The following is a 21,425-nucleotide window of genomic DNA, read 5'->3' as shown; positions in this document are numbered from 1 at the left end:
GTCCTCTCGATTGGTCATGGCGCTGCTCCCTGCTTGATACCAACAGGAAAACAATCGGCCAGAAAAGGGTTAATCGGGAGGTCAAATTAAACTGGTGTTTTGAAGACTTATTACATCGGTGATGACAGGTTCTCTGAATTTGTCTGAATTCGGGTTTTTTGGGATTTGTGCCATCAGGCTCTCGCATTGGATTTTCATGCACACATGCTTTCCTTTTTTCTACTCTATGCAGGCCGTATTTGATCTCTAGGCTCTCCATTGCTGCTTCCCATACACGATAGTCTCGATGGGGGTTGTGAATTTTTCCTCGCTCATTCACTGTTGCATAGAGCATGTGTACATGGAGGTGCTCTGTGTCCCCATGTACAACATACAATGCCGGACGCTCTCCCGGTGCTGCGATATTCAATGATTTTCTGGCTATCTCGCATGCGGCTTTAGAGTTCAGCTTTTTGCTGTCATCTGGGTGAAAGGCCACCACACGATGTTCCCAGTGAGACTGAGGCCGTTTTTTTCCAGGTCGGTTTCTTTTATTCCATACAAGCATATCCCGCATAAATGATTCCGCTGAAACTTTGGGACAGCTGCTGATTAAAACTGGGCTGGCGTGATCGGTTTCTACATGCAGAATTCTTTCTTTTTTGCTGCCCTTTTGCATGCTTGATATATCGTTATCTTCAATCTTTGCATCAGGGTTCAGCATATAGTGTGCAACGGAAATTCCTTTCGCGATGCTTCCGTTCAGTTTTGCATCAGCAATCATCGTTTGACTCATGCAGTTTTATAAAAAGGCTGATAGCCCTGATGACTAGTTGTATATCTGTAGATTCAGGAATTTTCCCTGATTGGATGAAAATTAACAGTTGATTGAGCGTATTCCCAATTTGAGCAACTTGTTTCACTTTTTGCCTCTCAATGTCTGATGGTGGGAGAGGTAAAGTTTTATTCTGATGCAGGGACAGAATGTATTCTGATAATTTTAAATTTAGTGACTTTGCTTTTTGCTGGATTTCAGCTTTTTCCTGTGTGCTAACTCTGATTTGGATCTGTGTTGTTTTGTTATTCTCCATGAAGGCCATCCTGACTGAAGAACATAGGGTACTCTATTTTGGGATGGGAAAACGTTAGTCTGTATTCTTGCTACTCATTGTACTGGTGTGTTCAGTGTTCAAGAATGATGCACAGAGGCTGTTGGATATCTCTGTGAAGTATTTAGTGCACTCTTAAATTCTTCTTAGCAATGCCATATCCAGAATTTATGTTGCTCTATTCGGTAACGAAGATGTGGTATTCGACATCACTCCAGTCGGATCCAACATTTACGGTTAAGCATACTGATTCAGCGTTGATGGTACTTTTTCTTCATTTGGCCTGCGGTGGAGTGAAACGACACCGCACTCACTCAGTGCGAGTGCACTCTGAGTCAGCCGCAAAGTCATGACTTTGCCCTTGCTTGCATCCCGCAGTGATCTAACTGATAGTTCAAATCTGTCATATGCAGCCAGCAATCTATCCTGCGAGATACCTGCTAGAGATATCATGAATGCTTGAAATATTAATATCAGCTACCCTACGCCAAGAAAACCAGCCACTGGTAGGGATTAAGGCGCCAGTAATCGACGACTGTCCGTTATCTGTAGATATAGCAGACAGTTCTGGCTAAACGCTACATCGAATTTCGGGCAATGGCGTTCAGGAGGCTGATGTCGTGGGCAGGCATATTCGAGTGTGCCAGTAGCCAGTTGACCATGGCGTAATCGCGGCTCTGCTTCTGTCGGTTTTTATTGGTGCTGTAGTGAGCCCACAGAGCCATGCGGCCTATGCGTTCTGCCCATTTTCCTCGTGCAGGCTCAATAACCTCTGCAAAGAACGTTTCGTCACTTCGGGTGTTCAGCTTTCTGAAGGGGCCAATCATATCGGGTGCTTCAAACCACGACCGACCCACCGCACTTTGTGTCCATTTTGCTGAGCGTTTCTGCACAGAGGCAATATCTTCTGGCGAAGGTGTTTCCGATAAGAGTGGATCAAAAAGCGTCGCTAAATCCGCACCTTCCGGGTTCAAGTTCTCCACACCCAACAGCTCCATCACCTGTATCAGCTCATGATCAATGGCGATACCACTTTTCAGATTAAGAGCCAGGAAAAACGGCAGTTGTCTCTGGATAAGTTCGAGGGAGACTTTTTCCGCCGCCGCATCCTGTTGTTTCATCATGAAGACATACTGCCGTATCTGGTGCTCCGGGGCTGGCGGAGTGACCAATACATCGACAATACCCACGGATTCCTTCAGGACAAATGAAATCAACCGCTGCAGCTTGCCGTCACGGAAGGTTAACATAGCGCCCTGAGCACCGCTGCCATCAACGGCCGACATATAGGTTTCGAGGATATCTCTGGCTGGTAATGGCTGTGGTGACTGAGGGGCTATGCCTTTTTTACGGACAGCCTGTATCAGTTTATCCACTTTGCTCTTGACCGGTGCTGCCAGCCAGTTACGAATTCGAATCAGCCGGGCCAGTGCGACTGGAGTGATGGCCGCCGGCTTTTGGCTCAGTACATTGACAATACTCATTGCCCGTTCCTGATTATCATCCAGAATCATCAGGGCTGTGCCATTCAAACCTTTTTCAGAGGAAATCAGTGCACCGGTAATCAGTTTTAGCCCTTCAGCCGGTAGAAAAGCGAGCTGTTCGTGCAGGGCGGACACCAGGGTAAACTCATCCGGTATCTCTTCTAGCATGTTCTGCAGTGATTGCTCTAAGGCTTCTGGTGTCAGTTCATCAGGCATCATCACATCGACATGATCCATATGCCACTGATGGGTAAAGTTCAGAAATTCCGGAGACAGAAATTGTTTGTGGGTAGATAGCACTTCAAACAGTACACGCATGCCATCCGGGTCTAACGTATTTTTTTGAGCGCTGGTGATGATTTGCTGTTCGATATAACTCCAGAAATCCTGTACCTCTTTATTGCCCTGCCGAATTTGCATGAAGAGGTCCTGACAGGCGCAGTTCAATAACTCAAAGACGGCGTCCGAGGCATTGGGTAAGGTGAGGTCGTAGCCCTGATGACAGATATGATCAAGCAATTCAGCAACGTTTGGAATTTGACGAAGTGGCAACCAGTGATCCGGTGGTGAAGGTTGCCGTTTGTAGTCTGGAAAATGGTGAGCCGCATCGGCGATCAGGTTTGCAATCCAGTCATCATCGTGATGAGCTGCCGGATTAAGCGCTTCCTGTATTAATGAATCAAAATCCATTGCTGCAAAAGGATGGCTGTTGCGGTCACCTTTATAAATGCTCAGATAGTCTTTGCGAATGTTCTCCAGAAAAGCAATAACACTTTCTGCATGCTTGAGTCTTTGCTGTTTACCGTCATTTAAGGTGCGATGGAAAAACTGCCAGTAGGCAATCAGTTCAGGGATGATGGTTTTTGCCTGGGTGTCAGAGCAGATCAACTTGCGGGGAAAGAGTTCAAGCATTAGCTCCTCGGCCGCATCCACATCAAGATATTTCAAGTCCGTGCCAATGTAGTTCAGGTAGAGGCTCATAAAAATATCGAACCAGCAGCCTTCCCCTTTTTTATTGGCTTTGGATAACTTTTGGTATTCGGGTGATTCCAGATAAAAGGGACGGGTTGCATCTAGCCACAGATCCAGTTTGTCATTGGCTGCATCGGGATCTTCAGACTGATCAATATTACCTAACTGGAATGGTTTTATCGCCATGAGTGAGATCTCTGGATTCGTATCAGATGTGGCCTCGTAGAGGCTAGTGGCGGTTCTACAATATAGATTATCTGGTGCTTGTTGGTCTCAATTTGGTTCTCAAAGTTCCCAAATTGATCCATTTAAAAGTCTAATAATGGGACCGTTAAAGGGCTTTCTCCTTTGACTACTATTGCCTCTACTCTCTTTCATTGCGAAAACTCTGCAACAAGGAAAAAAGATTATTCCTCTGGCTGAGAGAGTATCGCCTTAACCCTGTTATACCTTATCTGGCGACAATGAAAGAACTGGTGAAAGCTGCTATCCAATTATACCCGGAGGCAGTCATTCAGGATCTGGTGATGAACCGTAATAAACCCAGAAGTAAGGGGAAACCGATAGCTCCAGCCAGGTCATGAACTGGGAGCCATTTATAAAACTCAACATTCCAGGCAGACTCTGCTTGTTCATAGCCATGATGCCGATACTAAAAAGAAGACGGTTCTACAAAAGAGTGGTTTGAAAATCTTTATTTTATCGGCTTTTATTGCCGAAAAAATTACTAAAAATAAACCGCCCTACCTGATTTGGTTTATACTTAATAAATATTTCGGTTAATTTTGCCGATTTTTTTCTTAATATTAAACCAGTGAGACGCTGGAATGATTCGTAAATCAGGTTCAAGTGATACTGGGTATGGGCTGAATAGCCGAAAAGAGCAGCTTAATGCTCTTTTACCCTATGGGATGTTAGCTACACGAAAGTGGTTGATAGAGCAGGGCTTTAGCGCCCACTCCCTTGATAATGGCGTTAAGAGTGGCAAGCTGCTGCAGCTGACATCAGGCGTATACTCCCAATTCACTACCAATCTCCGTTGGGAAGGTGTGGTTGCATCTATACAGCGGATGCAGGCAACGCCTTCAGCAACCGCAGTGCATGTAGGTGGTGTCTCCGCTCTGGCTCTGTCCGGACTTGCTCAGTATATCTCTCCTGGGAATCATAAAAATGTTCAGCTTTACTCCCCCACTAAATTGCCTTCCTGGGTCTCTCGAATAGAAACGACGGCGACATTGACGGTAAATAGTACTAGGCGGCTTTGGCCAGAATCGCTGATGCAGTCATCAGGCCTTCTGAGAAACCATGAGTTCGACCCCAATCTGCCTCCGATTTATTTTTCTTGTCCAGAAAAGGCCATATTGGAAGTGATCGCTGATCTTCCTGATAAGCTCAGTTTTGAACATGCGGATGAACTGATGCAGGGATTGGTAAACCTGTCACCAGGAAAGCTGGATCAATTGTTGAAAGCGTGTCTGAGCATAAAGGTAAAAAGGTTATTTCTCTGGCTTGCAGAGCGTCACCAATATCCGTGGCTTTCCCGTTTGAACACAGGCAGTTATGAACTTGGCTCTGGAAAGCGGGTCATTGCAGAGCGTGGGGCCCTGAATCGAAAATATTTAATAACAATACCTCGAAGTATGAGTGCCTAATAAACCAATATGTCTATTAAATAAACTATATGTTGGTTATTAAGATAGAAATATTGGTTTATACTTGAAGTATCATCTATACCTTACGAGTTTCATGAATGTTTGTTTTAAGGGGAGTGCTTCGCGCCGAAAGTCAGGAAAAGATACTGATATACCTGATGCTCAGGAACTCTGGCTACGGAAAGGGTATTGCCGAATTCTTTGGCCTTTCTCAAAATTCAGTACAAAAACAGCTGGTTAGAATGGAAGAGGATGGTGTTGTTGTTAGTCATTTAATTGGAAGGCTCAGAGAGTATCACCTTAATCCCAGGTATGTCTTTCTGGCGACAATGAAAGAACTGATTAAAGCCGCTATCCCATTATACCCGGAGACAGTCATTCAGGATCTGGTGATGAATCGTAATAAACCCAGAGCGATAGGAAAGCCGACAATGAGAGTTCGCTCAGGCAAAGCAGAGGGTGAGTCTGAACATGGTAGATTATGAAGGTATATCGATTGTTGACCTGGCGGGGATAGTTTCTGAGCACCTGCAGTCACATGGAGTCAGGGTTGTATTGGTTGGTGGCTTGGCCGTTGAGATATACAGCGAAAACCTTTATCTCACCAAAGATATAGATATGGTAAACGTCAGCCATGATCCGGTTGCCAGGATCATTCAGGCAATGGATGAAATAGGGTTCAAAAAACACGGTCGCTTTTATATTAATGACACGACACCAATTTGTGTTGAGTTTCCACCTGCACCATTGGCAGTTGGAGATGAACTCATCCAAAAAACAACCATCGTTAAACGTGGCGGCAGCAAAATTCCAATATTACTGGCCGCCGATGTGGTAAAAGACCGGTTGGCTGCTTATTTTCATTGGAATGATAAACCTTCTTTGGTCCAGGCGTTGGCAGTTATGGTTAAACACAGCATCAGGCCTGCTGAATTAAAAGCATTTTGCGAAAAAGAAGGTCAAGCAGGTGCGGCTCAGACTATCGAAAGATTGTATCAAGTGGCAAAGGAACAAAATGTTGAAAGCATGGAAGAGTTGCAGTCGATAGTATTACTTGATTTTATGAACCAGATATAAACGACCAAATTTACATATCAGCATTCCAACCTACGCATAGCCTACAAATGGCATCGATTTTGGTCGAGATTTGTACTTTTGTTCTATAATGATAGGAGTGGATAAGTTAATAATAATCAGTAGTTTATGGAGGTTTTTGAAATGCATCAAACATTAAATATGTACCAAAGTACCTCTCCGGAGGCAGAGGTCAGAGGTTCGAATCCTCTCGGGTGCGCCAACAGTCCCTTCTAACTTATTCTTTTCCCCTTACTTTTGAATCACCCTTCTATTTTTTGAATTTTCTCAAGAGCTGGTTATTGTCTGATTGCCAAGCTTGCAAGTTAGTACAATGTCTATTTCTGGGATTCTTCAGGTTCGACTCAGTAGTACCATCTCTTCATCCAGTCGGCAGGTGACGCCCGGCTCATCTGTTCAACAATGCTTGGGTATTACTGCTTTCTGATGCCAAGGCAAAGGCAGTAAACCCTGCTATTTATTGGCTTTTTCTTGTAGTCGTCAATGTATGTGCGTTAAAGCTTTAGGTGATTTTCAGGGAACCAAGCTGTTCATAAACTGGATCAAGCAAATGTGTCGTCGAATCGACAGATGCCTGACAGCTCGGGTCAGCCGACAGCAGGTCACAAGGATTTACTAGAAGCTTTGTTAACCATACTGAGCAGAAAATTCCCAAGAAAGTCCTTTCCAGCCATGTCTTCATGCAGAGACGTATCTGTATGTTGAACAGGCGCCCACCCTTTTTCCTTAAGCATTTGTAACTGCTGTTGATATCCAGCTTTGGCAAAGGAGATAAGGAAATCCGGTGTGATTTTATCCAGCTCTTTTTTAAAAGAAGCTGAGGAAAGATCAATGCTTGCTTGACCAATAAGCAGTGATGGAGGAAAACCCGGGACCTGGTGTTTCTGTAGCCATTCCACGGTATCTTGTACAGTCTCTGCCCGACTTAATTCAGCCGCAGCTTCAGGGGATAGGTATTTTTCATTCTCAGGCTTGGATAGTGCATCAAATAACATTACTTTTCTTTCAGCGGTATTTTCAAACTGAAGGTTGTATCGCTGAGATTGCGGACCAAGACTGATATAACAGCGAACTAGCTCCTCAAAACCCCGCATTCCTCTGGATTGATTCAACAGCAGGCTGGCTATTTTTCCAGTTGAGACATAGGTAAGGTCAGCAGCATCTTCTTCACCATTGGGCTGAAGGCCCATGATATGGAGTTCCTCAGCTACCTCAGGGCTGATCATTTTCCGGTCAGACTCAGTTACACAGCCAAGCAGTAAGGCTGTTTGGAGAGACTGAGTGTAAACCGCGTCTAAAACACTGGCGCTCAATACCCCATGCTGATGGATAAGAAACAACAACTCAACGGCATTTTCAATGGATTGTTCTTCACGTCCACCGCTTGAAACAGCTGTGACCAGGTTTATAAAGTGTGCCGCTTTGTCGGGATCGGCCTTTTCCCATGAAGACGCATCTAAACCACAAAGCAGCACAGAAAGTTCAACTCCTCCTTTCATAAATGGGAGGTCATTTTGAACATTTTCCTCAGCCAGTGAGGCCACAAACCTAACCTGCTCGCTTTCCTTTTTAGCCTGTAGCCAGCTCGTCAGCATCGTCTTCAGTTGGTGATGATCAAGGCTCCATAGTTGATGGAAAAGGTCAGTTGATATGTCAGGCCTGTGATTCCTACGGGATAGTTCAGACAGGGCTTCAGAAGCACAATGTGCCAGCTCCTGCTTGACAAGTGTAACCCCATTGAATGGAGGGGTGGCCTGGAGAATTGCGGCAATCTGGGTAAGCGTTTCCCCTGGGTTATCATTTTCTGCGACGACAATTGATGTTAGCTGATCAACCAGAGGTTTTACTTCTCTGCTATTCAGTCCAGCAAGTTTTTTAATAGCAGCAACGGCAGGATTTTTTTGAGTTCTGGTCTCAGCAGACTGAACTGTATAGTCTGCAGTGGACTTATTATTTTTATGAGGTGTTCCATTAGACGGAATGTATTTCTTTTCCGTAGAATTGATCTGTTTATCCGTAGAAGAGTCACTGGAGGGGCTGGCTGATGTCTGTATAGTGCTGCGGCTTCCTGTTGGATCAATTTGTGCCATTCCAAGCTCCCTGCCAGAATTATATTTACAGTGTAGCTGAAGGCATTAAATACAGAGCAGGAGAGTGATAGAGCCTGGATATTGCTGGAAATCAATGGTCAGCGGGGAGAGCCTTTATCTGGATCAATCTACCTGATCAAATACCAGTAGGCTCTGGGATTGCCTGTCAGTCTACTCTTGAGTTTGTTGTGATTCGCAGGGTTTAAGGGTTTTGCCCTGCCAACTGATGAATCAACCTTGCTGCCAGTCGTGCAGTATGACTATCAATATCATGTTTCGGGCAGGTTTCAGCGATATCAAAGAGCTTCAGCTTGCCGCTGTGTTTGATGATATCCAGCAAAGGCTCCACCACCTCCAGTGGAATACCTCTGGCGGCTGGTGCGCTGACGCCGGGAGCCAGAGAGGCAGGGAAGGCATCAATATCGATGGTCAGGTAAATATGATCCACCTGATCAATAAACTGCTGGAGAGCCTGTTGCAGCGATGGCAGATTCACCAGAGTCATCTCTTTATCGAGCCGGTAGGTGACACCCAGTTCATCTGCTCGATTGAACAATGCCTGGGTATTACTGCTTTCACTGATGCCAAGGCAAAGGTAGTTGAAGGGGATGTTTTGTTCCCGGGCGTATTCAGAAGCCTGCCAGAATGGGGTGCCTGAGCTGGGGCCTACTTCGGGTAAACGGAGGTCAAAGTGGGCATCAACGTTGATGATGCCGACATTGATTGGGTGACTGCCTTTACCCTTCTTTTGTTTTTCCAGGTGCATCATAAGCCCCTGGTATGAAGCCCAGCCAATTTCATGACCTCCTCCCAAACCAACTACTAATTGACCATTGTCTAATAGTTCGCACATCTTCCCGGCATAGTTCTGCTGAGCCTTCTCAAGATCGGTTCCATGGCAGCGAATATTGGCTGCGTCCCAAACCGGGGCGTTACGGTTCCAGGGCAGGTTGGTCAGGGCTTGTCGAATATGGTCAGGTCCTTTGGCAGCCCCGAGTCGACCCTGGTTTCTTCGGACGCCTTCATCGGACTCAAACCCCAATAAGGCAACCCCTTGTTCACTACTCGGTGTATAGGGGTGAACTTTCTGATGCCAGCGTTGGGCAGCCTGTGTATCGGTTTCCTGGTCAATACGGCCAGACCATGAGAAGGGTTGGTTTCTGGAGATCGTTGATTTCACAATTTGGCCATGTTTTATGATCAGGGAAGGGGAGATACCAGTGAGCCCGGCCGCCAGAGAGGCAGGATGGCTGACAGGCCAGAGCAACAGGTCGGCATCCAGACCTTCTTTGATTTGGCCGGTTTTTTCCTGAAGCCCAAGAGCCTGTGCCGCATTGCGGGTACAGCCGGCAAGCGCCTCAGAAGGCGTCATACGAAACAGGGTACAGGCCATGTTCATCATCAGCCGTATGGAGGCGAGAGGGGATGTACCGGGATTTAAGTCGGTTGCAATGGCAATTGGAATGCCCGCCTCTCTTAACGCATCGATAGGTGGCAGTTTGGTTTCCCGAAGGAAGTAAAAGGCACCGGGCAGCAGAGTGGCCACCGTGTTGCTGTTTTTTAAGGCCTCAATACCCGACTGGCTGAGGTATTCAAGATGATCTACGGAAAGTGCCTGATATTTTACCGCCAGCTGTGTGCCGCCACTGTCAGAGAGTTGCTCTCCATGGAGTTTGATTTTCAGTCCATGTTTTTTGGCTGCTTTAAATACCCGTTCTGTCTGTTCGGGGGAAAAGGCAATGTTCTCACAGAACACATCCACAGCATCGGCCAATTGTCCTTTAGCAACTACAGGCATCATCTCCGTGCAGACGTGCTCAATGTAATCATCTGCCCGGTTTCTGTATTCCGGTGGCAGAGCGTGGGCACCCAGAAATGTACGAACGACAGTGACAGGATACTCGCTGGCCAGCTGGCTCGCAGCCTGGAGCATTTTGGTTTCGGTTTCTGTATCCAGACCGTATCCGGATTTGATTTCCAGTGTGGTGACCCCTTCAGCCAGTAACGCCTCAAGCCGGGGACGGGAGTCGTCAACCAGTGCTTCAACCGTGGCTGCCCGGGTCGCTTTGACGGTGGAGAGAATACCGCCTCCCTGTTTGGCGATGGTTTCATAGCTGACGCCTTCAAGCCGTTGCTCAAACTCTCTGGAGCGGTCTCCGGCATAGACCAGGTGAGTGTGGCAGTCGATCAGGCCGGGTGTTAACCACTGCCCCTGTCCATCAATGGTCTCTATGGCCCCACTGGCCGGTGGTAATTCCGATTCTGCCCCTGCCCACACAATCTTTCCACCCCGCACCAGAATGGCTCCCTGGCTGATGCTGTTATAGGGGCATGATGCACTCTGCTGGTGCAAGTCAGGGCTGGTTGAAGCGCGTGCCGGATCCATGGTGGCAAGGTGAATGTTCCGAATGAGCAGATCGCAGGAGGTCAGTGATTCGCCAGCGTTACTGTTGTTCATGGTATCCGGCCGTTATTGGTTGACTGAGTTATGAACGATTGATTCAAGAATTATCAGTATTTTTATCAGAATCGTACAAATTGCATTATTATTAAATTGTATATACAACTATATACAATAAGATTGTATGAGCAACCTGCGGTCTTCAGGATCGCCTAAAAAGCCTTGATTGGCACCTATAAATTATGAATCAAAGCCTGTTACCCCGTTATCAGCAGATTAAGCACTTTATTCTGGACAAGATTGAGTGCGGTGAGTGGGCAGAATCCCGTAAGGTACCTTCTGAGAATGAGCTCTGCCAGCAATTCTCGGTGAGCCGGATGACGGCCAGAAAGGCGCTGCAGGAGCTGACGGCTTCGGGCGTTCTGATGCGTCAGCAGGGGCTGGGTACGTTTGTGGCTCCTCTTAAGCCGCAGTCATCCATGCTGACGGTCAGAAATATCGCCGATGAGATCCGGGAGCGTGGCCATGGTTACAGCAACCGGGTATTGCTTCTGTCTGAAGAGAAAGCGTCTGAGGCCATTGCCATTTCTCTTGAATTGCCGGAATCCGCCACTGTTTTTCATTCCATTATTGTTCACTATGAAAATGGCCTGCCTCTTCAGTGGGAAGAGCGCCACATTAACCCGCGGTTTGCTCCGGACTACCTGAAGCAGGACTTTACTCAGGAAACCCCCAACGTATACTTGAACAGGGTGGCAGCGCTCACAGAAGCGACACATGTCGTAGAAGCGGTGCTGCCTTCGGAAGACATTTCTGGAGCACTAGATATGGAATCTGGTGCTCCCTGTCTGAGAATCATGAGAAGAAGCTGGTGTCGGAACGGTGTGGTCAGTATTGCCAAGCTGATGCACCCTGGTGACCGATACCGTTTGGGAGACCACTTACAGTTTTCTTGAGCCAGCATGTCGGATCACAGGAGCGACCCCCCTCCTGAGAGCCTGTCGATCAGGTTCTCCGGTTTTATGGAATTACAACGACTTTGCAGGCGATATTTCCACAATAAAACAGCGTAACGTAGAGGACGGTGAATATGGCAAGTGAAGAGGCGAAGGTGCCAACTGGCAAAGAAGGCAGTAAAGGGCATCGACGATTTGATCCTGACCGAATTATTCGGGCTCCCAGAGGTTCTGAGCTGAATACCTGCAGCTGGCAGGTAGAAGCCCCTCTGCGTATGTTGATGAATAACCTGGATCCGGAGGTCGCAGAGCATCCTGAACAACTGGTGGTTTATGGCGGTATTGGCAGGGCAGCCCGGGACTGGGACTGCTACGACCAGATAGTAGCGACCCTGAAACGCCTGAAGACGGATGAGACACTGCTTGTTCAATCCGGTAAGCCCGTGGGCGTTTTCAAGACCCACCCCGGCGCTCCCCGTGTATTGATTGCCAACTCGAACATTGTGCCTTATTGGGCAAACTGGGAGTACTTCCATGAGTTGGATAAACAGGGCCTGATGATGTATGGCCAGATGACGGCAGGCTCCTGGATTTACATTGGCTCTCAGGGCATTGTTCAGGGTACCTACGAAACGTTTGTGGCCATGGCCAAAGCCCACTTCAATGGTGATGCTTCGGGTAAGTGGATTCTGACCGGTGGTCTTGGTGGCATGGGGGGCGCACAGCCTCTGGCTGCGACCATGGCAGGTTTTTCCATGCTGGCCTGTGAAGTGGATGAGTCTCGAATCGACTTCCGTTTGAAAACCCGTTATCTGGATAAAAAAGCAGCGACGCTGGATGAAGCGCTGGCCATGATTGAGCAGGCCAAGTCAGAAGGTAAGGCGATTTCGGTTGGTTTGCTGGCGAATGCGGCGGATGTATTCCCTGAGCTGGTTGAGCGCAATATCACGCCGGATGTGGTGACGGATCAGACCTCAGCACACGACCCGTTAAATGGCTATCTGCCCAGAGGGTGGACGTTGGAACAGGCCAGTGAACGCCGTCAGGTAGATGAAGCCGCCGTCACTAAGGCTGCTCGAGAGTCTATGGCCATTCAGGTGCAGGCTATGCTGGATCTGCAGAAACGGGGGGCTGCCACTGTTGATTACGGCAACAATATAAGACAGATGGCGAAAGAAGTCGGGGTTGAAAACGCGTTCGACTTCCCTGGTTTTGTGCCCGCCTATATTCGCCCACTCTTCTGTCAGGGTATTGGTCCTTTCCGCTGGGCAGCTCTGTCTGGTGACCCTGAAGATATCTACAAGACCGATCAGAAAGTCAAAGAGCTGATCCCCGACGATGCGCATCTTCATAACTGGCTGGATATGGCCAGAGAACGTATCGCTTTCCAGGGGCTGCCTGCCCGTATCTGCTGGGTAGGTTTGAAGGATCGGGCTCGTCTCGGGCAGGCCTTTAACGACATGGTGGCCAGTGGTGAGTTGAGTGCTCCGGTGGTGATTGGTCGTGACCATCTGGATTCAGGTTCGGTTGCCAGCCCTAACCGGGAAACCGAAGGTATGCAGGATGGCAGTGATGCAGTCTCAGACTGGCCTCTGCTGAATGCATTGTTGAATACCTCATCGGGCGCAACCTGGGTGAGTATCCACCATGGCGGTGGTGTTGGTATTGGTTACAGCCAGCATTCTGGGGTTGTGATTGTGGCTGATGGTACCGATGAAGCCCGGGAGAAACTTGGCCGGGTGTTGTGGAATGACCCGGGAACCGGGGTGATGCGCCATGCTGATGCAGGGTATGACATTGCCCAGGAGTGTGCACAGGAGAACGGTCTGGATCTGCCCATGCAGTCGGGAGGGCGCAGGTATGAATGAGTTAGTGATTTCCCCCGGAAAATTATCTCTGAGTGACCTGCGCAAGGTTAGCCGTTATGAGGTTCAGATCAAGCTGGACCCCGCCTGTTATCCGGTCATTAACAAAAGTGTCGCCTGCGTCAATCAGGCGCTGGCCGAGAACCGGGTTGTTTATGGCATCAATACGGGGTTTGGTCTGCTGGCCAGTACACGAATTCCAGACCAGGAGCTGGAAGCTCTGCAAAAGAGCATAGTGCTCTCTCATGCGACAGGTGTTGGTCAGTTTATGGATGAAAGTACTGTCCGCCTCATGATGGTATTAAAAATAAATAGCCTTGCCAGGGGGCTTTCGGGAGTGAGGCTGGAACTCATTGAAGCCCTGATCCAATTGATTAACATGGGGGTTTACCCCTGTGTGCCTGAAAAGGGCTCGGTAGGAGCCAGTGGTGATCTTGCGCCGCTGGCTCATATGAGCTGTTTATTACTGGGTGAAGGTCATGCCCTGCTGGATGGTCAGCAGGTGACGGCCGTGGAAGCGCTGGCTTACGCTGGTATGGAGCCCATGAAGCTGGCGCCTAAAGAAGGGCTTGCTCTGTTGAATGGCACGCAGGCCAGTACGGCCTTTGCTTTGCAGGGACTGTTTGGGGTGGAAGATTTAATGGCATCAGCCATTATTGCCGGAAGCCTTTCCATTGAAGCCGCCATGGCCAGTCGCAGTCCTTTTGACCCTCGTATTCACGAGGCTCGTGGGCTTAAAGGGCAAATTGATATTGCCCATGCCTACCGAGTCACACTGGACCACAGTGATATAGAACAGGCTCACATCGACTGTGACAAGGTTCAGGACCCGTATTCATTGAGGTGCCAGCCTCAGTTGATGGGAGCCTGCCTTGAACAGATGCGTTACGCCGCAGGCCTGCTGGAAGTGGAAGCCAATGGGGTTACTGATAACCCTCTGGTTTTTGCGGAAGAGAATGAAATACTCTCCGGTGGTAACTTTCACGCAGAGCCAACCGGCATGGCTGCCGAAGCATTGGCTCTGGCCATTGCAGAGATCGGAGCCATCAGTGAACGACGAATTGCACTGCTGGTGGATCAACATCTGAGTGGACTGCCGCCATTTCTGGTGAAGAACAGCGGCGTCAACTCCGGCTTTATGATTGCTCATAATACCGCTGCTGCTTTAGCCAGTGAAAACCGTTGCCTCTGTCATCCTTCGGTTGCCGACAGTCTGCCCACTTCTGCCAACCAGGAAGATCATGTCTCCATGGCAACGTATGGAGCGCGCCGATTGCGGGAGATGAACAGTAATACGTCGTCTATCGTGGGTATTGAGTTGCTGGCGGCGGCACAGGGGGTGGATATGAGGAAACCCTACAAAACGTCTGAAACGTTGCAGCTGGTGATGAAAACGGTGAGAAAGGACATTCCGTTCTACGATCAGGATCGGTATTTCTTTCCTGATATCCAGAAAGCATCCGAACTGGTAGCCAGTGGTGAGTTGAACGTGTATATGCCAACTGAGCTGTTACCGAGCCACTCATAGTTTATGCAGTCTGCATAAGGTAGGAGAAAAAATGATCAGCTTGTCTCAGGGATGAGGCACTGTTTGATAACCGCTATTTAAAGAACCACTTCTTTCATTTTTCGATACTGCGTTGGAGATGTACCTGTCCATCGTTTGAATGCCCGGCTGAAACTGGCGGTATCTGAAAAGCCAAGGTCATGAGCAACTTCGGTAATGGGTTTCTGAGAGTGCTGAACGTCATGGAGTCCCTGTTTCTGACGAAGTTCATCCAGTAAATGTCTGAACGATGTCTCTTCAGAGAACAGTTTTCTTTGCAGATTCCTTGGACTCATATTCAGCTCAGCAGCCAACGCTTCCTGTGTTGCCTCGTCTGAAATGAACAAGTCAGCCAAGTGTTGCCTTGCCCGCGTTACGAAGTTTCGGTTAAGAGAATCCAGATAGCGGCGCAGCAGCTCACCATTGGTACTGGCAATTTCTGGACTGGCTGTCGGTAGTTCGTTTTCCAGAACGTGGGGTTGAAAGACAACCCTCAAACAGTCTGAATCAAAGTGTACCGGGCAGGGAAGTCCCGCTTTCCAGAGTTCAGGTTGATCTGGGTATGGGCGGGGCAATTTGACACAAACAATATCTTCAGGCCGTAGCCCAAGGTGGTTGATTGCTCGAATAATGGTGATGGCTGCGGAGGCATCCATGGCCTCATGGCAGGGAGCCGGGTAGTTTTCGCGCACACCATAGATCAACTCTGCACAGTCCTTTTTCTCTTTCAGCTCCAGTTCGACAGCGGTGCTGATCACTGCAGAAAAACGAACCATGGTTTCCAGCGCTTCACGGACGCTACCACAAGCCTGAATGACATAGCTGAACGCATAGAGGTGATTGGTTTGCAGATGTTGAGAAACCAAAAGGCCAATGGCCGGGTTGCCAGTTTCACGTACGGCTGCTTTCCACAGTACCGCCATTTTCTGGATGGGGATTCTCTGACCCGCCTGGGTTAATAACGATGGGTCTATGCCGGCTTCCTGGAGTAATGGTTCAACCGGACAATGGACGCTTTTAATCGTATTGACCAATGCCAGCGCCCAGGAACTTAATGTTGTTGCATCGTCGTTTACGATAATCGCTTTTGTCTTATTCGCATTTGTTGTTGTCATGTCAGGTCAAACTTCTGTCCGTTAAAGTCAGGTCAGCAGCAATTATCCGGTTATATCATGGGGCACCGAAAAAAATAAAATAACAATCGGTGTGCAGGATAGCTGATGATCATAATAAAAAAAGCCGTAGTCCTCCTTGCTTTATGCCTGTTTCTGGCCGGTTGTGTGCAGGAGCAGATGCAAAGCACAACGACAGAAATGCCTGCAGGAAAGGCTCACCCACTGCTTCAAGCCCACACTGCCGAGTTTGAACGTAAGGTTTATAAGGTCACTGATGGCGTCCATGTTGCCGTTGGTTTTGGCCTTGCCAACTCCATCATGATTGAAGGTGATGATGGTCTCATTATTGTTGATGTGATGGAAAGCCGTGAAGCGGCAGAGTCTGTTCTGAATGAATTCAGAAAGATTACCGATAAGCCCATCAAAGCCCTGATTTATACCCACAACCATGCCGACCATATTCTGGGAGGCAAAGGCTTTGTGCCCAGTGGCGATGTTGATGTTTATGCCCATGCATCAACCAATACTTACATTAACCGGGTGATTAATCAGCTGAGACCGGTCATCGGTGATCGAAGCAGCCGGATGTTTGGCAACCTTCTTGAGAGAAACGACGCTGGTTTGATTAATGCCGGCATTGGTCCTGCCCTGGATGCAGGCCACGGTGGCGGTACACCAACGTTGATACGTCCGAATAAAACCTTTGATGAAGATCTGGAGGTAGAAATCTCGGGAGTTCGTATTCAGCTGGTGCATGCGCCTGGAGAAACCAATGATCAGTTATTTGTTTATCTGCCGGATCATGATGTGCTGATGCCAGGGGATAATATTTATAAGGCATTTCCCAACCTTTATACCATCCGGGGTACACTTTACCGTGATGTTCTGAAGTGGACTCAAAGTCTGGACAAAATGCGACAGTTGAATCCTGCGCATCTGGTGCCCAGCCATACTCGCCCTCTCAGTGGTCGTGAAGAGATCAATGAGACATTAACTGCCTATCGGGACGCTATCCAGTTTGTCCACGATCAGACCATCAGGGGCATGAATCAGGGACTGACGGAAGATCAGCTGGTGGATTCTGTGCAATTGCCCGAGCCACTGGTCAGCCACCCCTATCTTCAGGAACTGTACGGCACCGTCGAATGGTCGGTACGCAGTATCTTCAACGGCTACCTGGGGTGGTTTGATGGTGATGCAGCAACGCTGTCAAAAGCACCGGAAAAAGAGCGTGGGGAAAATATGCTGGCGCTGCTGGGTGAAGACAAGGTAGTTGCCGAAGCCCGCAATGCCCTGGAGCAGGGTAAACACCGCTGGGCCCTGGAGCTGGTGAACTATCTGTTATTTGCCGAGCCAGATCATTCGGAAGGCAAAGCCATCAAAATCCAGGCAATGCGCGGTCTTGGGCAGGCTTCCATGAACCCGAATGGACGCAACTACTATCTGTCACAGGCTCTGGAGCTGGAGGGGCATACCGTTGAGCCGGAAGTAATGACACCAGAGAAGCTGGCGCTGATTAAAACCTTCCCTATTGGCAATTTTATTCAGGCAATGACCGTAGCGTTGAATCCGGAAAAAAGTTCGGGTGTGGATAAGACCCTGAGCTTTGATTTTACCGATGCCGAAGAGCAGTACAGCCTGCATGTTCGCAGTGGCATTGCGGAGTTTATCCGTGGCGATATTGCCAATGCCGATATCCGGGTATCAGTCACCACCGATGAATGGATTGACCTGGTACTTGGGGAGAAAAGTTTTGCAACTGCGCTGGCCACCGGCAGCCTGTTTGTTGAGGGTGGAATGACCCAGCTTCCGGGACTGGTGAGCTTTTTGTCGCTGTTTGACCCGGTTCAATAAAAACCAGAGCAGAGGTGGGCTCGGCTGAGCCTGCTTTTGCAACTTAATCAACCCGAACAATAACAATAAGCGGGATTCGATGTGGTTACTAACAATACAGTATCACCTATTTGCGCAGCCATTCTTCTGTTAGCGATTTCGCAGCAGGCAATGGCAAAAACGTTTGAGGCCCTCGATGGTGAGCTGACTGGCTCATTGAATACGACCATCAGTGCCGGCATGAGTGTCAGTACTCAGAACCCGGACAGCAGACTGTACACATTTGGAGAAAGTAAGAACCTGAACATCACACCAGGCAGCGGTACTGGACCCAATGCGGACAATGGCCGACTGAATTTTGGTAAAGGGGATGTGATTTCCAACCAGTATAAAGGACTGACAGACCTGACACTGGAATACCGTAACTATGGCTTTAAGGGCAGCGTCAAATATTGGTATGACCATTGGCTGGAAACGAAAAGTGGCCGCTATACCGACTTCGACGACAGTGGCTTTGATGATCTGGCCAGTTTCAGTGGCATAGAGTTGCTAGATGCCTATGGCTGGACGTATTTTGATCTGGGTGAGATGCCGGTGGATATCCGGCTGGGTAAACAGGTGTTGAGCTGGGGGGAAAGTACCTTTCTACAGGGAGGCATCAATATCATAAACCCTCTGGATGCTGCAGCTTTTAACCGCCCGGGGGTTGAGCTTAAGGAAGGTCTCCTGCCTGTTGAGATGCTGTATGGCAGTGTTGGTCTGACTCCGGCAATGACGCTAGAAGGATTCTATCAGTTTAACTGGCGGCCTACGGTTCTGGATGGTTGTAATACCTTTTTTGCAACGACTGATTCTATCCAGCCGGGCTGTGGGCCTATTTATACACAGGCAACATTATCCAATGCGGAAGAAGAAAATGTTGGTGGTGGCCTGAACACGATTATTGATCGTGTTGCTGATGACCTGCCTGATGATCAAGGTCAGTGGGGGGCATCGCTGAAGTATTATGCTGAACATTTGAATGGAACAGAGTTTGGTCTTTATTTTATCAACTACCACAGCCGAAATCCTTACCTGAATGCAACCAACGCCAATCTGGCGACGCCCGGAGATACGTTCATTCCCGGGCTTGGTGGGCGTCAAGGGGCGACCTATAACGCCGTATTTCCGGAGAATATTCGACTCTATGGTCTGAGTTTTAATACCAGTCTCAACAGTGGCTGGTCTCTGAGTGGTGAGCTTGCTTATCGTCCAAACATGCCTTTGCAGATCAATATCAACGACCTGTTGGCAGATGCCTATCAGGGGGGGGGCAAACCCATCAGATCCAAGTGATTATGGAGCAGTGGTTGAGGGTTATGTCCGCAAACCGGTGACCCAGCTTCAGATAACCGCGCTCAACACATTTCCACAGGTTATGGGAGCTTCCGAATTAGCGCTGATTGGTGAAATAGGCTTTATGCACGTTGGGGCATTGGGTGATGAAAACCGTTATGGCCGCTCAGCAATCTTTGGCCCCGGAGATGATGGTTCAGGCACCTGCAATAACAGTGACAATATCACCGATGAATTCTGTACTAATGAAGGGTATACGACGTCTGACAGTTGGGGGTATCGACTGAATGCGACTCTGGTTTACAGCAGCGTACTGCCGGGGGTAACCCTTAAGCCATCACTGTCTTTCCGTCATGATGTCAATGGCTATGCCTATCAGCCTGGCGGTGCTTTTGAGGAAGGCCAGATGGCAACAACGCTGAGTCTTGGTTCTATTTATCGTGATGATTATAAGGCGACACTGGCCTACACCAGCTTCTTTGGCAATAACCAGTACAGCACTCTGGATGATCGTGACTTCATGAGTTTCAGTATCAGCGCCAGCTTCTGAGCCCTGATTCTGACTATGGGAGAATAATAATAATGAAACCTGTTGATACTCTACTTGGTAGCACTGCCAGACGACTGGCGTTGGCTGGCATGATTGCACTGGCACCGATGGTTCAAGCCAGCCCAACACTCTCAACCATTGACCAGCTCGGTCCGTCACTAACCCCAATTGGGGCTGAAAGAGAGGGGAATAGTGCCGGTACGATTCCCGCCTGGACCGGTGGTTTAAAACCCGAACAGGGAGCCATGCAGCCCGATGGTAATATGGCCAATCCATTTGCCAGTGATGAGGTACTGTTTACCATTACGGCAGAAAACCTTGAGCAATACCGTCATCAGCTGACGCCCGGTCAGCTGGCCATGTTCAAGCGCTATCCCGATAGCTTCAAAATGAATGTTTTCCCAACCCGTCGCAGTGCCAGTTACCCTGATTCCGTGTATGAGGCAACTCGCCGTAATGCTGAAACCACAACGCTGCTGGACGGTGGTAATGGCATTGCCGGTCTGGCAAATGGAGTGGCTTTTCCTGAACCTGAAAATGGTCTGGAGGTCATCTGGAATCATATGCTGCGCTACCGTGGCGACAGTATGGACCTGACCCTCAGCCAGGTGATTGCAGAAGCCAATGGCGATTACCGGGAAATCATCAAGCAGACCATCTGGAACTTCTTTCCGAGCATTACCGACCTGGAAGAGGAGTCAAACCTGTTGTTTCTCTATAAATCCAAGGTACTGGAGCCAGTCCGGATGGCAGGAGAAGTGACACTGGTGCATGAGCCTATTGATCAGGTTGCTGAGCCAAGACGAGCGTGGAAATATCTGCCAGGGCAGCGTCGTGTACGACGGGCGCCTAATGTTGCCTATGATAATCCTGCGACCAGCAGTGATAATCTGAAAACCTCAGATAACCTGGATATGTTCAATGGTGCGCCCGACAAGTATGAATGGACATTGAAGGGTAAACAGGAAATCTTTATTCCCTATAACAGTTATGCGCTCTATGACAAAAGCCGGAGTAATGCCGACATCATTCTCCCGGGGCATATCAATCCGGAACTGGCCCGTTATGAGCTTCATCGCGTCTGGGTGGTTGAAGCCGCTCTTAAGGACGGCCAGCGCCATGTCTATGGCAAGCGCACTTTCTACGTTGACGAAGACACCTGGCAGGCGTCAATCATCGATTTATATGACAGTCGGGATCAGATCTGGCGGGTGGGGATGGCCCATGCCATCCAGTTGAATCCTCAGCAGGTGCCCTGGCTGGTAACGGAAGTGTTCTATGACCTTTATTCTGGCCGTTATATCACCAATGGCATCGCCAATAGTTATAAAAAACCGCTGATCTTTGGGCAGCTGGCCAGTAAATCCGATTACACTCCCGCAGCGATACGGCGTTGGGGGCGCTAGGGTTTGCATATCGGTGAAACTGCCTTCCCGGGCAGTG

General features: G+C 48.7%; 16 protein-coding genes. 10 read left to right on the top strand and 6 right to left on the bottom strand.

Annotation, left to right across the window (positions count from 1 at the left end; translation table 11 throughout):
• The 3 genes from AK963_RS07450 to AK963_RS07435 form a co-directional block, all read right to left on the bottom strand.
• The coding region (locus tag AK963_RS07450; protein ID WP_175404464.1) for a relaxase/mobilization nuclease domain-containing protein at positions 1 to 763 on the bottom strand (763 nt) is incomplete at its 3' end.
• Complete coding sequence (locus AK963_RS07445; protein ID WP_066014824.1) at positions 753 to 1,070, bottom strand: plasmid mobilization protein; 318 nt, start codon at positions 1,068 to 1,070, stop codon at positions 753 to 755. The genes AK963_RS07445 and AK963_RS07450, both read right to left, overlap by 11 nt.
• A gap of 596 nt (positions 1,071 to 1,666) precedes the next feature.
• A complete protein-coding gene (locus tag AK963_RS07435; protein WP_066014822.1) occupies positions 1,667 to 3,730 on the bottom strand; it encodes a hypothetical protein in 2,064 nt (687 codons plus the stop codon).
• 641 nt (positions 3,731 to 4,371) lie between these two features.
• Between AK963_RS07435 and AK963_RS07430 the strand changes: the two genes are divergently transcribed.
• The 3 genes from AK963_RS07430 to AK963_RS07420 all read left to right on the top strand — a co-directional run bounded on the left by AK963_RS07430 (position 4,372) and on the right by AK963_RS07420 (position 6,273).
• The gene (locus tag AK963_RS07430; RefSeq protein WP_066014821.1) at positions 4,372 to 5,196 is read left to right on the top strand and encodes a type IV toxin-antitoxin system AbiEi family antitoxin; all 825 of its coding nucleotides are present in this window, start codon (positions 4,372 to 4,374) and stop codon (positions 5,194 to 5,196) included.
• 116 nt (positions 5,197 to 5,312) lie between these two features.
• The gene (locus AK963_RS07425) at positions 5,313 to 5,681 is read left to right on the top strand and encodes a winged helix-turn-helix domain-containing protein (RefSeq protein WP_083232526.1); all 369 of its coding nucleotides are present in this window, start codon (positions 5,313 to 5,315) and stop codon (positions 5,679 to 5,681) included.
• Complete coding sequence (locus AK963_RS07420; protein WP_066014820.1) at positions 5,668 to 6,273, top strand: hypothetical protein; 606 nt, start codon at positions 5,668 to 5,670, stop codon at positions 6,271 to 6,273. Before AK963_RS07425 ends, AK963_RS07420 begins: the two co-directional genes overlap by 14 nt.
• Positions 6,274 to 6,893: 620 nt before the next feature.
• On the opposite strand, the gene AK963_RS07415 is transcribed toward AK963_RS07420, so the two are convergent.
• Positions 6,894 to 8,381, bottom strand: coding sequence for a hypothetical protein (locus AK963_RS07415; protein WP_066014819.1), 1,488 nt, complete (start codon positions 8,379 to 8,381; stop codon positions 6,894 to 6,896).
• A gap of 202 nt (positions 8,382 to 8,583) precedes the next feature.
• A complete protein-coding gene (gene hutI, locus AK963_RS35170; protein ID WP_066014818.1) occupies positions 8,584 to 10,839 on the bottom strand; it encodes an imidazolonepropionase in 2,256 nt (751 codons plus the stop codon).
• A gap of 185 nt (positions 10,840 to 11,024) precedes the next feature.
• Here hutI and hutC point away from each other — a divergent pair, with 185 nt between their 5' ends.
• From hutC to hutH, 3 genes are all read left to right on the top strand, one after another.
• Entirely contained in the window at positions 11,025 to 11,738 is a 714-nt protein-coding gene (hutC, locus tag AK963_RS07405) for a histidine utilization repressor (protein ID WP_066014817.1), read from the top strand.
• Between the two features lie 134 nt (positions 11,739 to 11,872).
• A complete protein-coding gene (gene hutU, locus AK963_RS07400) occupies positions 11,873 to 13,606 on the top strand; it encodes a urocanate hydratase (protein ID WP_066014816.1) in 1,734 nt (577 codons plus the stop codon).
• Complete coding sequence (hutH, locus tag AK963_RS07395) at positions 13,599 to 15,131, top strand: histidine ammonia-lyase (protein WP_066014815.1); 1,533 nt, start codon at positions 13,599 to 13,601, stop codon at positions 15,129 to 15,131. Before hutU ends, hutH begins: the two co-directional genes overlap by 8 nt.
• A gap of 77 nt (positions 15,132 to 15,208) precedes the next feature.
• Here hutH and AK963_RS07390 read toward each other — a convergent pair whose 3' ends face one another.
• Complete coding sequence (locus AK963_RS07390) at positions 15,209 to 16,264, bottom strand: AraC family transcriptional regulator (RefSeq protein ID WP_066014814.1); 1,056 nt, start codon at positions 16,262 to 16,264, stop codon at positions 15,209 to 15,211.
• Between the two features lie 105 nt (positions 16,265 to 16,369).
• Here AK963_RS07390 and AK963_RS07385 point away from each other — a divergent pair, with 105 nt between their 5' ends.
• The 4 genes from AK963_RS07385 (at position 16,370) to AK963_RS07375 (ending at position 21,388) form a co-directional block, all read left to right on the top strand.
• A complete protein-coding gene (locus AK963_RS07385) occupies positions 16,370 to 18,118 on the top strand; it encodes an alkyl sulfatase dimerization domain-containing protein (RefSeq protein WP_083232525.1) in 1,749 nt (582 codons plus the stop codon).
• An 81-nt stretch (positions 18,119 to 18,199) separates the two neighbouring features.
• Positions 18,200 to 19,432 carry a DUF1302 domain-containing protein gene (locus tag AK963_RS36585; protein ID WP_139117293.1) on the top strand — a complete coding sequence of 411 codons (1,233 nt, stop codon included), beginning with the start codon at positions 18,200 to 18,202 and terminating at the stop codon, positions 19,430 to 19,432.
• Positions 19,392 to 19,982, top strand: coding sequence for a DUF1302 family protein (locus tag AK963_RS36580; RefSeq protein ID WP_083232523.1), 591 nt, complete (start codon positions 19,392 to 19,394; stop codon positions 19,980 to 19,982). Before AK963_RS36585 ends, AK963_RS36580 begins: the two co-directional genes overlap by 41 nt.
• 32 nt (positions 19,983 to 20,014) lie before the next feature.
• On the top strand, positions 20,015 to 21,388 hold the full coding sequence (locus AK963_RS07375) for a DUF1329 domain-containing protein (RefSeq protein WP_066014813.1): 1,374 nt from the start codon (positions 20,015 to 20,017) through the stop codon (positions 21,386 to 21,388).
• Positions 21,389 to 21,425 lie beyond the last annotated feature (37 nt).

The organism is Endozoicomonas atrinae (assembly GCF_001647025.1).
In the GTDB taxonomy this organism is placed as follows: Bacteria; Pseudomonadota; Gammaproteobacteria; order Pseudomonadales; family Endozoicomonadaceae; genus Endozoicomonas; species Endozoicomonas atrinae.
The sequence above is the reverse complement of the archived record's forward strand: the minus strand, read 5'-3'. Positions and strand labels throughout refer to the sequence as shown.